The organism is Chitinophaga sp. 01L420 (assembly GCF_056399985.1).
In genome coordinates this window covers 1-13,619 of sequence record NZ_JBFTSK010000064.1, presented here as the reverse complement: position 1 = coordinate 13,619, position 13,619 = coordinate 1, and the positions used below count along the sequence as shown (strand labels likewise).

General features: G+C 45.5%; 10 protein-coding genes and 1 pseudogene. 3 read left to right on the top strand and 8 right to left on the bottom strand.

Going from position 1 to position 13,619, the window contains the following annotated elements; all coding sequences use genetic code 11:
• Position 1: 1 nt before the first annotated feature.
• The 7 genes from AC1DP6_RS33705 to AC1DP6_RS33675 all read right to left on the bottom strand — a co-directional run bounded on the left by AC1DP6_RS33705 (position 2) and on the right by AC1DP6_RS33675 (position 11,326).
• Positions 2–3,211, bottom strand: coding sequence for a SusC/RagA family TonB-linked outer membrane protein (locus tag AC1DP6_RS33705; RefSeq protein WP_477058807.1), 3,210 nt, complete (start codon positions 3,209–3,211; stop codon positions 2–4).
• Between the two features lie 287 nt (positions 3,212–3,498).
• Positions 3,499–4,650 (bottom strand): FecR family protein, encoded by a 1,152-nt coding sequence (locus AC1DP6_RS33700; protein ID WP_477058806.1) that lies wholly within the window; start codon positions 4,648–4,650, stop codon positions 3,499–3,501.
• Positions 4,651–4,708: 58 nt separating this feature from the next.
• Entirely contained in the window at positions 4,709–5,317 is a 609-nt protein-coding gene (locus AC1DP6_RS33695; protein ID WP_477058805.1) for an RNA polymerase sigma factor, read from the bottom strand.
• Between the two features lie 175 nt (positions 5,318–5,492).
• Positions 5,493–8,366 carry a DUF6493 family protein gene (locus tag AC1DP6_RS33690; protein WP_477058804.1) on the bottom strand — a complete coding sequence of 958 codons (2,874 nt, stop codon included), beginning with the start codon at positions 8,364–8,366 and terminating at the stop codon, positions 5,493–5,495.
• A 28-nt stretch (positions 8,367–8,394) separates the two neighbouring features.
• Positions 8,395–9,744, bottom strand: coding sequence for an SWIM zinc finger family protein (locus tag AC1DP6_RS33685; protein WP_477058803.1), 1,350 nt, complete (start codon positions 9,742–9,744; stop codon positions 8,395–8,397).
• 339 nt (positions 9,745–10,083) lie between these two features.
• Complete coding sequence (locus AC1DP6_RS33680) at positions 10,084–10,485, bottom strand: VOC family protein (protein WP_441576904.1); 402 nt, start codon at positions 10,483–10,485, stop codon at positions 10,084–10,086.
• A gap of 82 nt (positions 10,486–10,567) precedes the next feature.
• Positions 10,568–11,326, bottom strand: a complete 759-nt coding sequence (locus AC1DP6_RS33675; protein WP_477058802.1) for a helix-turn-helix domain-containing protein — start codon at positions 11,324–11,326, stop codon at positions 10,568–10,570.
• A 77-nt stretch (positions 11,327–11,403) separates the two neighbouring features.
• Between AC1DP6_RS33675 and AC1DP6_RS33670 the strand changes: the two genes are divergently transcribed.
• Together AC1DP6_RS33670 and AC1DP6_RS33665 are read left to right on the top strand one after the other, a co-directional pair.
• Complete coding sequence (locus tag AC1DP6_RS33670; RefSeq protein WP_477058801.1) at positions 11,404–11,850, top strand: EVE domain-containing protein; 447 nt, start codon at positions 11,404–11,406, stop codon at positions 11,848–11,850.
• A 77-nt stretch (positions 11,851–11,927) separates the two neighbouring features.
• Positions 11,928–12,068 (top strand): annotated as a pseudogene (locus AC1DP6_RS33665) (IS982 family transposase); the annotation flags it as partial.
• Here AC1DP6_RS33665 and nadC read toward each other — a convergent pair.
• Positions 12,060–12,941 carry a carboxylating nicotinate-nucleotide diphosphorylase gene (gene nadC, locus AC1DP6_RS33660; RefSeq protein WP_477058800.1) on the bottom strand — a complete coding sequence of 294 codons (882 nt, stop codon included), beginning with the start codon at positions 12,939–12,941 and terminating at the stop codon, positions 12,060–12,062. The pseudogene AC1DP6_RS33665 and the gene nadC sit on opposite strands and share 9 nt — an antisense overlap.
• 285 nt (positions 12,942–13,226) lie before the next feature.
• On the opposite strand from nadC, the gene AC1DP6_RS33655 reads away from it, so the two are divergent.
• Positions 13,227–13,619 (top strand): TlpA family protein disulfide reductase (locus AC1DP6_RS33655; protein WP_477058799.1); only part of this gene is annotated, 393 nt, incomplete at its 3' end.

The following is a 13,619-nucleotide window of genomic DNA, read 5'->3' as shown; positions in this document are numbered from 1 at the left end:
TTTAAAATCTAAGATTTAAACCCAGTGTATAGGTTTTCAGGAGTGGCACCGTTGTTTGATCGCCCCCACTTTCCGGGTCTATCAGTTTTACATTTGAAAAAGTGAATACGTTCTGTGCATTCACATAAAACCGCAGGCTCTTTGCTCTTATCCTCGCGCAAACGTTTGCAGGTAAGGCATAACCTAATTGTATATACCGCACTCTCAAAAATCTGCCGTTCATCTTAAAGAAATCGGAGAAATTGCCATTCGTTCCAGGTGTTGGCGTTAGCCGTGGACGTTCTGCATTCGGATTGTCCGGCGTCCAGTAATTCAGCTGCGACTTTTGCGGGGTACCGCTTTCGCCACCAATGTTCAGAGGAATGGCCATTAACCCGGTGTAGAATAGCGGTGCGCCGGACTCGCCGGAAAACAGTGTTTCAAAATCAAAACCTTTGTAACGGAAACCGAGGTTACCAAAAAACACATCGGTAGGCTCTGTACTTCCCAGGGGTACTCTATCCAGGTTATTGATCAAACTATCACCATTGCTGTTCAGGAAATGAATATCTCCTGCTGCCTGTCCACTGATCTTCATTACTTTTGCATCTGCCATGTCTTTCTCCTGTAACAAGCCCTGGGTAGCATAACCATAGTACTCTTTCAGGGCGCCGCCTACATACAAAATAGTATTACCGCTAATGATAGGTTGACCATTACCTACCAGCTTCAGCACCTCACTTTTATTTTTGGAATAGCCTACGCTTACATTGAAAGCAAAATCTTTTGAAACGGCTTTCACGTAAGTGAGTTTTACTTCCGCCCCCCTGTTCCTTGCACTGCCCACGTTAACAGGTGCACCGCTATTGCCGCTGCCTATTCCTATACCGGATGTATAGTTAGGCTGCGGCGTGATGATCATATCGGTGGTGATTTTGTTGTACCATTCAGCCGTCATACTCAATCCGTTTCTCAGACTGATATCTGTACCTATATTCAGCTCATTTACTTTTTCCCAGGTAACATTCGGATTACCGATCACTGTTTCTGTACCATTACCACCATCAATGGTAGTTTGATAGAGATATGGATCAATCGCATTGTTTCCCAGCACGCCATAGGAGCCTCTCACCTTCCAGCTGTTGATAGCTTTGGATTTGAAAAAGGCTTCCTGATCTATGTTCCAGCCAACAGCTACAGAAGGAAAGATGCCCCATTTTTTACCGGTGGCGAAGAGGGATGAACCATCTCTTCTGATACCTGCTTCCAGCAGGTAACGATTATCATAGGTATAGAAAGCTTTGGCGAACAGGGATCTCAGCGCCACATCTTTCCAGGATTCGTAGGTCCTCAATTCCTGTGTGTATCCTGCAATAGCATTTACATCATGCTTACCGAAAGCATGGGTATAATCGAAGTTGCCGCCGAAATAGATATAATTTTCCCTGGCCGTCAGCGTAGCTGTTTTTACGGTAGGATAATTTACGCCTGCAGTACGATTGGTGAAATAGTCGAAGAAAATGTAAGATTCCTGGTCGGCTTTATCAAGACCAGAAGCTACGCGGTAGCTGGCTTGTCCTTTTAAACTTAAGCCAGGTAAAATATTCCATTGTGGACGGATATTAATCAATGCTTCATCTCTCGTTTTATTTAGCGATCCGCCTTTTTCCAGCATGGCTACCGGGTTCCAGCTTTCGCCGTAGATCCCGTAATAGGTATAATCCGGATTTTCTGCTTTATCAGGATACCTGGAATTAATGTTTGGTGGAACCGTATACATTCTCCGGTAAATATCTGTGGTGAGACGGTTACTCGCATATGGCTGGTTCTGGCTGGTGCGGGAAGCAAAAATATCCATGTAGATGAACAGATTTTTCAGCAGATCGACAGTTGTGTTGGCGCGAAGTGTAGTTCTGCTGTAATCGGAATTACGTACATGTCCTTTTTGGTTGGTTTGGTTGAGGGAGAGTGCAAACCGTGCAGCGGTATTACCACCAGACACCTGCAGGGAATGTTGTTGAATAGGAATAGATTTTCGCAGCACTAAATCCGGCCAGTTGGTATTGGGATATTTAACCGGGTCGCTGCCATCCTTTGTAGCGTTGATGTCGGCATCCGAGTAAATAGGGTTACCACCAGAATTAAGCATCGCCTCATTGTTTAACCGCATCCACGTGGCGGCATCCACAAAATCGGGCATGTACTGCGGCCGCTGTATCCCATAAAAACCATTATACTCCATGTTGGGTACACCCGCTACTCCCCTTTTGGTAGTGATGATGATCACCCCGTTACCGCCTCTTGCGCCATACATAGAAGCAGAGGCCGCATCTTTTAATACGGTAATGCTTTCGATGGTATTGGGATCTAAATTATTCATATCGAATGGCACACCATCCACAATCACCAACGGGGCTGCATTGAGTAACGTGCCCACTCCCCTGATGCGTATGTTGGCCTGGTCGCTACCAACAAGACCAGTGGTTTGTGACACCTGTATACCGGTAGCACCGCCCTGCAAGGCCTGCGACAGCTGCACCACCGGTTTATTCTTTACATTGCCCATGTTCACCGTACTAACGGAGCTGGCTATATTTTTTACTTTCTGGCTACCGAAACCGGTTACCACCACCTGGTCCAGTATTTTTAAATCTTCCTGCAGGGAGATAATCAGGTTGGCCTGTTCTTCCCGCACCAGGTATTCCTGCTTTTTATATCCCACCATCGATATCACCAGTACACTTTCCCTGGGTACATAAATCTGGAAAACACCGTCTTTGTCGGTGGCCACTGACTTCGCCACACCTTTGATGGTGATATTAGCGCCCAGCAATGGTGCAGGCGGATCTTTTGCTTCCAGTACCCGGCCCAGCACCCTGATAGAGCGGACCTCCCGGGGTTCTCTCTGTTCCCGTTCACGCACCAGTGCAATGCTTTCTTTTTTCTTTTTTACCACCACTGTTTTATTCATGATATCATATATCAGTGGTTGATTTCTGAAGCAGATATCCAGGGCATCTTTCAAACTAACAGCTTTTACTTCGATGTTAACCGGGGCAATATTTTGCACATCACTTTCTTCGTATACAACGTATATGCCTGCCTGTTTTGCAATCTTCTTCAATACAGATTTAAGGGACTCATTTTTGGCGGTGAGTGTAATTGTTTGGGCGGTGCCCTGGGCTGAAACCTGCAGTGAGACTATCAGCAGGAGAAAGATGGTCAGTTTCATACCACGAAATAAGCTGTCAGGGATTTTACACCAATGATACCGCGTAAGGGAGTCTGACTCCGGGAGCTCCGGAGGATTGTTTTTAACATAAAGATTCATACGTTAGTGGAATTGGGTGATAAAAAAGTAATTGTTTGTTTATTTATTCGTCATCATATACTTCCGGTGGTTTTAATCCGGAATTGGTGCTGATTTGGTTTTCTTACAGTACAGGCATAGTGTTCACTTTCCGGCGGGCCGGGTTCATGTTACAATGCTGTTTCGAATGTTATAAATGCAGTGATGCGCTACTTTTCTGACAATACCGTCAGCGTTCTTCCTTCTATCCTGCAATGAACGTCATATTGTTCCAATATTTTTAGTACATCGGTTAAACTCATATCTCTCCCGACTCTCCCCCCAAAACGTTGGGTGGCATGGCCTCCTGACTGGTCGACGATATTAATATCATACCAGCGGGAGAGCTGACGCAATAATGTGGGCAGGTCGGTATCTTCCAGATCAAATAATCCATTCTTCCAGCCCATTACTTTTTCTATGTCCGCTGGTTGTACGGTCATAGCGCCGGAAGTGGTATTTAGTACGGTCTGCTGGCCAGGCTGTAATTTTTTTTCGGTGAGCTGGTGTTTTACGATCACTGCACCGGTTAATAAAGTGGTGTTCACGGCTGCTTCGTCTGCATATGCCATGATATCAAAACTGGTTCCCAGCACCTGCACTTCCATCTCGTTCACTTTTACCACGAAAGGCTGACGGGCATTTTTTGCTACTTCAAAGTATGCCTGCCCTTTTAGTTCTACCATTCTTTTTCCATTAAAGCTGGTAGGATATTTTAAAGAAGAGGCGGCGTTTAGCCATACGTTACTGCCGTCTGGCAGCGTTACACGAAACTCTCCACCACGCGGGGTTGTCAGCAGATTATAACCAGCGGTCCCCTCATTGCGGGTGGCTGCGTATTGCAGTTGTCCATTATCCTGGCGGATATTGGTAGTACCCTGCCGGATTATCTGTGTGCCCGTGTCGTTCAGCGTTACTATTTTTCCATCGGCCAGCGTGAGCATCGCTTTGCTGCTGCCCGGTGTTATTGCCACCGCAGCCACATAGTTATGCGTACGCGGATACCATAAATAAAAACTTCCCGTCACTAACAGCATAATTGCCGCAGCCCACTTAAGTACCCTGCCACGGTTTTTCATACGGACCACCTTCGCACGAGGGTTCTCGTCTAACCGCATGCGTATCTGATCCCATAGCTGACGGGAAGTAGTATCAGTAATGCTGACACCTGTTGAAAGGTCTTTCTCATATTGGGCTGCTACCAGTTCACGTAACTCCGCTGCATCGGTTGTTTCCAGGTAGTTCAGCAACCATTGCTCTTCTTCATCAGACCATTGATCAGATGCCAGTAATTCTTTTAGCTTTTGTATATCGCTTTTCAAAAGTGTGATTGCTGGTTGTTAATGATATATACAACGGGGAGGAGAAAAAGGGGGGGTATTAAAAAAAATATCTGGAAAAATTTTCCAGCACCAGCCATATAATAATAGATGCGTCGTATGGAGGATGTTGGCGTACATAGTTCCGGATAGCACTCATCACCTCTCCCAGGTATTCTTTTACAGTATAACGGGAAATACCCATCAGCCGGGAGGTTTCCTCATAGGTTCGGCCTTCCATTTTACAGAGCTGGAACACTTTCTTTTTCTGGGGCGACAGCTGCGCCACCGCTTTCTCCAGCACTATCCATTGGGCTTCCATCTCTTTGCGGTCAATCGGCGAGCCATGAATTTCCGCTGCTACCAATGCCCTGTTTTTCTCCCGGAGTTTTTGCTTCAGGTGATTCATGGTACGGTTGAATGTTACCGTAAACAGCCAGCCACCAACGGAACGATCTCCATCAAGTTCTACCCGTTTTTCCCAAAGCGTGATAAAAACATCCTGTAAAATATCTTTTGTTTCTGTATCGGAACGCAGTAATTGGAAGACCTGCCGGTACAAAGCATGATGGTAGCGTTCGTACAGCGCCTGGAAGGCAGACTGGTCGTGGGCGGACATACGTGACAGCAGTCCCTTTTCATAGTGGAAATCGTGTTCGTTAATCAACAAGTGGCTCTTGTTAGTTATTCAACCAAAAGTAATTAAAAATGTATGATCAAATCTAATAGTGAATTGTTCAAGGCTAATACTGAATTGCGTTAAACGGGTATTTTTTTCTTTTAAAGCAAATGCCCGGGTGGTAAATAAAAATTTACTACCCCGGGCATCTGTATGTAGGAGATGATTATTGGGAAACGGTCAACAGTTGCTGTAATCTGACGGCGACTTTCTTCAGGGTGCTGTTTGTTTGCCACTCCGGGAGTAGTCGCGCCAGGTGAGGACTGCTGATCCGGCTGTCGTTGAGTGCTAATACCTCCGTATAAATCTCCAGCAGTTTTTTCAGGTCCTTTACCGGTGTAGGTTCAAAATGCTCCAGGGAGGCCGTCAGCATCGTTTCCAGGGCCTCATTATGGGAACGACTGATAGCTATCATACTGGCATGCACCAGGTCACAGAAACGCTTTAAAGGGGCCCACTGTATGCGTTCCAGGTGGCTGATCATCTGGCCAAGGCGCTCACTGTTGATCCTGTCGGGTACCCGGCTGCTCCAATACGCGGCCGCATAAGCCCTGACGGTTTTGTCGGCATGCAGCATACTGCAGGCAATAAACAGATAGATGATGTCATCCGGCACTATATCCAATTCCTGAATGGCCTGCAGCGCACCTGTTACCATAGAGGTTTCCGGTACTTCGTAGAAGCTCGAGTAAGTCTGACAGGTATTCATGACCCTGGCCAGCAGTACGGAAGGATTGTTGGGCGTCAGGAACAGCAGCCTTTTAATATCGGCAATAGCAATAAACAAATGTTTTCCAACGCCATTCAAATATTCCTGCAGCAAGGGTGCAGGGCCTTTTAACAGCCGGTCTCCTGCTTCTTCGAAAGTTATTTCCATCACCGTTTCTTCTGACCAATAGCGGTCGTATCCTTTCTTTTCCAGGTTATACTCACCATAGGCTTCATATGGCCGGCGATGTACTTTCCATGGGAAGTTACCATTCCTGAAGGCTACCGGCAAACGGTTATACGAAAAATCATGGAATGCTTCATATGCTATCAGTGGGGCTTTGGTATTACCCGCCTGCATCCAGGCAGATGGGGTGGTAAATGGCGCCTGGGGCAGCTCGGAGGTATTCAACAGGAATGACAGTAAACGCTGATACTCTCCTTGCGGCATCGTGGCCACCAGCGCTTTGGCGGCATCCGTATCTTCCAGTGCGCAACGGGCAATCGCTACCTGAAGATCAAATTCGTCTGGTGCCACCCGGGCAGCTTCGTATAGTTGTAAACGTTGTACCAGCACTACCGGGTCCAGCCAGGCGGGACTATGTGTAGGTGTAAATAATAAAGGCAGTGTATCCTTATCCGTTATCTTCTGCAATGCCGTTATCAGCAACTTTTTGTAAGGGATATAAACCGCCTGTTCATCCCTTGAAGCCTTCCAGTTGGATAGTACCGGGATCTCCAGGCGATTGCGCCACCAATGTTTTGCATGCTTAATAATATTGAGCTGTTCGGCATATTCCGGGCGGGCATCCGCCATACACTTGCCATAGTTTAGGAAGAACAGGGCGAGTGCCTGATCCAGGAGACCTGCACTTGATGGCAGTTGTTTAAAAATGGTGGCCGCCCGTTGAAAAGCAGGATCCATTTGCAGCAGGATGTCTGTAGTGATGCGATCCTGCATCGCTACCAGCAGCGCCGGCAGTTGATCAATATGATACGTCTCGTTATTTTCAAAGGCCTGGCTGGCCAGGAATACGAGCTCATTAGGGTCTGTGATTTCCGGTATGAGATTGTGAGCGCCTATCAGTGGCAACCGTGGCGCCACGGTGTCTTCCGGCACGGTAGCGGCTACACTGTTTCCATCAAAAAACGACTGCAGTGTTTTTTGAGTGCCGACCAGCATACTGTCTCTAAACAATGTCAGTTGTTCTTTCAGTGCGCTATCGTTGGTATCGCCAAACTGAAGCAGCAGCTTAGCCACTTTCGTTTGTACTTCTTCATCTTTTGAAATAAAGGCCTGGCATAATTCATAGCATACCTGTGATTGTACTGCCGGATATTTTTTACAGATTTTTTCCAGTATTTGAATAGTAGTGGAAAGAATTGATTTTTTATCGGTGGCAATGATTTGCGGCAGATGATCGAGTAATGCGGTATAGCTAAAGGTTTCTTCTGCGGATAATGTTTTGAGAAAATTCAGGGCAGTGCCGACCGCTTTGCTTTGTGGCGAGTCAAGCGCTAACAGCAACAGCGGTTGCAGTTGCAACAACTCTGCTTTTGCCGGCTCCAGACTTACCAGCAAATCCATGAACCATCCTGTCAGCAATTTATTAAAGTTCCTGTTAGCAGCCTTCAGGCTCTCCTCCATTATCCGCATCCGGTCAAGGGTACCATCTCCGGTCAGTCTTTTTATCACCCCTCTCCAGTTAGGTTCTTCGTTTGGGTGCGCCTCTTCCGCCACAGCATTCCAGCGATCGCTGAAATGAATATTGGAAGGGTATTCGAATAGATACCAGATATGTTCAGACAGTGTTGCTTTATGTTTAAAGAGGATAGCTGTATCATAACGGTTTCTCTTTCCACTGACAAAAATCGAATATGGAAACCGGTTCACGACCATCGGAATGGTAGGTGTCAGCAGCTTTTGTGCCGCCAGCTCCATGATGGTCTCATAAGGAAGGTCACCTGGTAAAGCATCTTTCTCTGCCAGTTCCGCCATCATTGAATCAAACCACGGAGCGATGTACCACGGGGAAATTTTCTCCAGTAGTTTATGTCTGAACAGAGGCGACAGAAAGTTAGTCCTTTGCACAGCAGCCCGGTCATAACATACGAAAGCCGCCATGGCCAACATATTTCCCTGCGGTACAGACATCCTTGTGCTGTAAACGTTTGACCTGATTTCCACTATTTCGTTATAGTAGTTGAATTGTTGTTTTATGGTGGGTATCAATGCTTTTCTTTCTGCAGGTGTCAGTCTTTGCAGGAACGGAATCATTTCCTGTTCATATTCTTTTTCCAGCATTTGTTGCAGCTCTTCCGGATGCGTCATTGTCAGCTATTGTATATGGGTTAAGAAATCAAAAGTCCTGGTATACTTTCTTTTTTACCGCCAGGATATGTTTACAGGATCCTCGTTGGCCCTGATGTTTTGCGTACCAGGTGCAGGTACAGCGGGCATTGTCTTTTTCCAGTATAACCGTATGCGTGATACCGGTACCGGCTACACGCGCTTCTACTGTACCCTCTGCATCGGCAACGATGAGTACTTTGTCATCTGCCAACAGTTGTTCGGCATCTTTCATACGGGGATTCAGGCTCAGTATCCTGCTCAGTTTAAAAGGCAGGCGGCGGTAGAAATAGCTGTTTTCATCCAGGTCATAGCCCAGCAGGCCCATTGCCGCGAGGCGGCCGGTGAGCTGATCCACCTGTTCAAAAGGGATATGTTCTTTTACCGCCAGCAAGGTGGCGTTAAATTCCTGGTTCACATAGCCGTATTTGTCGATGGCCGCCACCAGGTAATCCGGCACATCTGCTATCAGAGATTCCAGGGCGGCGCCCTCGCCGGAAAAGCCTCTCCAGGCTTCACGTGATAAGGTAAAGCTGAATCGTACGCTGCCAAAATACAATTGCCAGGTAGTACTCTGCATATCCGGGTGTGCAAACACGCTTAATTCATCGGCCAATGGCAGCAAAGGTTCCAGCAGCTTAAGCCGGTGAATACCTCCAATGCAAATGGCATTCGCCGATTTTGCGGGCGTAAACACCGGCTTATTACCCTGTTTTACCAGGTAATAATCAGCTTTTACATTGCCGGAGGGAATGCTCTGAAACAATTGTCGCAACTGCATTTTATTAAACTGATGGGTGCATTCCGCCGCTGCCAGGAATAACTGCACAGTGGTAAGTCCCTTGATCCATTTGATGGGCAGCGGTACCTTACGTTCTGTAACCCTTTCCTCCGGCCGGCTTTGCAGGCTAATTTCCTGTGCACCTACCGATAACTGCAAGTGTGCATTTCTGCCAACACTACCCAGCGCATTGATCATAGGCTGATTAAAATCTACGTTTACCGTACCGTTAGCAGGGAATATACCCTGATGACCGCCCGGCAATACATCCACCCGGGCGTATACGCCCGCACAATGCGAAAATCCTTCGAAACGTAATTTATCTGCGCCTGCCGTTACAATAGGGTCTTTCATCATAGACGCCTGCACCGGTGTTAACGTAAAATTCGACTTCACCACGTTCGATAAAGTTATCAGGCAACGGGCAGTAATATAGGGTTGTTCCAGTGTGCCCTGGAAAAACTCCCGGGCCTGCACTTTCTCCACTTCGCTGTATCCTGCCAGCATCAGTTGCTGCGAGGCGCCGGCAGTATGCAGTACAGAAGGAGCGGGATAACAATATGTAATACTATCAGACATGGTCATCTCATGATTATCCGTAAAAAAAACGAAGCTACTATTAATTATTAAACGGCTTAATTTACGCTATAATAAATAAAAGTTTCGCTTATTAACTAACAACAGCTTCTCTGAATGATGACTTATACCTTTACTGACATCATGCCTGATGATATTCATACCGCTCCCCTATTAATTTCGGGGGTAGACTCCCTGGCATTTGGTTGGTAGTATACTCGCTGTTGGGCACGAGGAGTCGTTTTATTTGTTTAACACAGACGCCAGAAACAAAATATTTGATGGCTGACAAGATAGCAAAACCTGCGAATACCTGCAAAGAACGAAATCATATCTTCCTGATTACTCCCCGCTGCCGTAGGGCCGTGTAATGATCTCCATCCCATGCCCGGAGGGATCCAAAAAATACAGTCCTCTCCCTCCATGATTACAGTTGTATTCATTGGGCCTTTGCTGACGCGGATCTGCCCAATATTCGAGTTTTCTTTCCTGGATGCGCGATAATATTTCATCAAATTCGGATTCCGACACCAGGAATGCATAGTGTTGCATGATAAAATCAACACCGGGTTCAGCGTACTGAAAAGTCACATTGTTCTTAAAATCCACGGCCAGAAAGAATCCTGCTGGTTGCGGTGCGGGCAGGCCCAATAGTGTAGTTAAAAAAACGGCAGACTGCTGCTTGTCTTTTGCAAAGATAATCAGGTGATTGAATTCAATTGAAATACTGGCGGATGTACTCATATATATTGCTTTTGTAAGTCCCCTATTGGGTCCTGCAAGGTCCGCAATCGCTGTGAGCTGCCATTGTAAAAAATCGTTTTTCTCATCTTTTACTAAAAAAAACTTCCGGCGTTTCGCCTGTAAAAGATTTGAATGTTTTTATAAAGTGAGCCTGGTCATAAAATCCTGCTTCCCATCCCTGATCGGACAAGGGAACTTGCGGATTGTAATTTTCAATGAAATGTTTAAAGCGAACGATCATTGAAAATTTTTTAGGCGACGCGCCTACCACCTGCCGAAATCTTTTTTCCAATGCGCTTTGACTGATATATAGCTGCTGCATCAATTCCTTTATCCTGATATTACCGCTATTGCGATGAATAATTTTCATGGCAGTTGTAACCAGCTCATCTAATGGATCATGTTGCAGTCTGGCTATTAAAAATGCTTCAATGATGCTGATCTTTTCTATATCAGTGGCCACCTCGCATAATTGCTCTTCTAACAGGATCAGCTCAGACTGGCGCATAAAATCATCCAGCAAAATACTTCCGCCAAAAATTTCATGCATGGGTTGTTTAAAAAAAGCGGCGGCACCCCCTGCTTTAAAACGAATTAACACCGACCCCATATTGGCCGCACCGCTATAAGTGCGGTAACTATCCTGTAAGCCGGTAAGTCCGGAGGAAGGAAGGAACAAATGATTAGCCCGAAAGGAAGACTGCACTTTATATTGTAAACAAATAATCAAACCCGTATCCGGCAGCACGGTGTAAGTATGTTCCCGGGTGATTTCTGCGATAGCAAAAGACCTGATAAAAGGCTTTAAAATATCACATGGCTGGTAAGTCTCAAATTTCATTTATTGGATAATGTTATAGCGCCGCATGTATCACATCCGGCAATTGAAAGTATCAAAAAAAATGATTACTTTATCTTATGACTACTACCTCACACCCTAAATACTGGATTGTTGTGGCTTCCAAAGACCACGTAAAAAACGGGATTGCTGCAGGCATTGCACAGGCAGGGCACGGGAAATCATCTCCGTTAAAACGCATGCATCCGGGCGACTTTATTATTTATTACTCGTCCAAAATAACTTTTGGAGAATTGGATAAATGCCAGGAGTTCACCGCCATCGGGAAAGTTAAGGACAAAGAAATATATGAAGTGCAGCTCTCGCCTGATTTTTCAGCATTCAGAAGAGATGTGGACTTCTTCCCTCATCATGATATTTCGATTTTACCACTTATAGATCAACTCGAATTCATTCAAAATAAGAAAAGCTGGGGATATCCGTTCAGGACGGGTGCTTTTGAAATCAATCAGCATGATTTCGACTTACTCTCTAACCTGATGCTCATAAAAAACAAAAAAGGCTGAGACATTCCTGTTCTCAGCTCTTTTATCAATGCTATTTTTCTTTCCCTTCCAACACGAGCACACAAAACTACCATACAATGCTCAGTGAGGCTAAAATTATATCAATTTTCTGTATTGTTGATGACATGCTAAAGGCATGTGGTCATAAGGAAAACATCCGTACCAGGGTTAGTGACAGCGAGGTAATAACAACAGCGATAATATCTGCGCTATATTTTGTGTGCTTTTAAACTAAGGTCCATGCTCACAGCATGATTTGTGATAGCGCCGCATGAGACGTAATCGACACCAGTACGGGCATATGAAATAATGTTATCGAGATTGATACCGCCCGACGCCTCGGTCTCGTACTTACCGCCAATCAGCTCAATTGCTTCCTCCAATAGTTCCGGCGAGCAGTTATCGAGCATGATGCGGTGTACATTGCCCACAGCAAGCACACGGCGCACATCATCGAGGTTACGGGTCTCGATCTCTATTTTCAGGTTGAGGTTGTTGGCCTCAAGGTACTCGTTGGTTTTCTGTATGGCCTGCTCTATGCCGCCACAAAAATCGATATGGTTGTCCTTCAGCATGATCATATCGTACAAGCCCATGCGAAGGTTGTAACCGCCGCCAATGCGCACTGCCTGCTTTTCGTATTCGCGGAACAGCGGCGTGGTTTTGCGGGTATCGAGTATTTTGGTCTTGTAGTCTTTTATTTTATCGGCGTACTTATTGGTAAGCGTTGCGATGCCGCTCATGCGCTGCATGCAGTTAAGCACCAGTCTTTCTGCTTTTAATATGGTATGCACGCTGGCTTCAACAGTAAACGCGGTTTCGCCATTATTTACAGCATCGCCATCTTTTTTATAGAGGGTGAATTTTGCATCTTCTTCCAGATGATGGAAAATATCCTGCGCCAGCTGCATGCCTGCCAGTATACCTTCTTCCTTTATTTTAAGTATCGCCTTACCTTTCGAATCGGCAGGTATGGATGCCAGTGTAGAGTAATCGCCGCTGCCCACGTCTTCGAGGAATGCTGCGGCAATGAATTCCTGTGTTGTCATATGCGCTGTATTTTCGGACGCAAAATTAAGTAAATAACCCAAGTTCCCGGTTAAAGAATAAAAAAGAGCATTGTAATATTGATAGTTTTGAGTTACCACACACAAAACTGCCATACAATACTCAGTTTTGATGCGCAGGAGGAGAAGCAGAAATCCATTATATTTCGCGAAAGTACCCAAACCGATGAGATTAATCAAATGGTTATAAGAAGTATTTAGCCCAACATTGTTACCTGATCCTAAGGAGGAAGTAAAGCTTTCTAGACATCACTTATGGCAATTGGATTCCTATAAAAATTGTAATTTAAACTTCTAAAAATACGCTTCATGAAACAATTCCTTGTTTGTTTATTTACCTTTTTGAGCACGTATAGCAGCTATGCACAAGATAAGGACACCTATATCAAAACAGGAGACAATGTCCCTTCATTCAGTTTTGAACTAACAGAAGGCAAAACGGTGAATATCGCGGACTATAAAGGGAAACTGGTACTCCTTAACCTGTTTGCCACCTGGTGCCCGCCATGTAATGCAGAATTGCCCGAGGTGCAGAAATCGATATGGGCGCCGCATAAGAATAACCCACGTTTTGCGTTTTTTGTTTTTGGCCGGGAAGAAGGATGGGAAAAATTAAAACCTTTTAAAGAAAAGAAAGGATTTGATTTTCCTATTTTACCAGATGAAGGAAGAAAGATTTTCAGCCTGTTCGCTGCCCAGAAT

Excerpts from the sequence above, each read along its gene's own strand:
- AC1DP6_RS33675 (WP_477058802.1), bottom strand. The coding sequence starts at position 11,326 with ATGAAATTTGAGACTTACCAGCCATGTGATATTTTAAAGCCTTTTATC.
- AC1DP6_RS33690 (WP_477058804.1), bottom strand. The coding sequence starts at position 8,366 with ATGACGCATCCGGAAGAGCTGCAACAAATGCTGGAAAAAGAATATGAA.
- AC1DP6_RS33685 (WP_477058803.1), bottom strand. The coding sequence starts at position 9,744 with ATGTCTGATAGTATTACATATTGTTATCCCGCTCCTTCTGTACTGCAT.
- AC1DP6_RS33705 (WP_477058807.1), bottom strand. The coding sequence starts at position 3,211 with ATGAAACTGACCATCTTTCTCCTGCTGATAGTCTCACTGCAGGTTTCA.
- AC1DP6_RS33680 (WP_441576904.1), bottom strand. The coding sequence starts at position 10,485 with ATGAGTACATCCGCCAGTATTTCAATTGAATTCAATCACCTGATTATC.
- AC1DP6_RS33670 (WP_477058801.1), top strand. The coding sequence starts at position 11,404 with ATGACTACTACCTCACACCCTAAATACTGGATTGTTGTGGCTTCCAAA.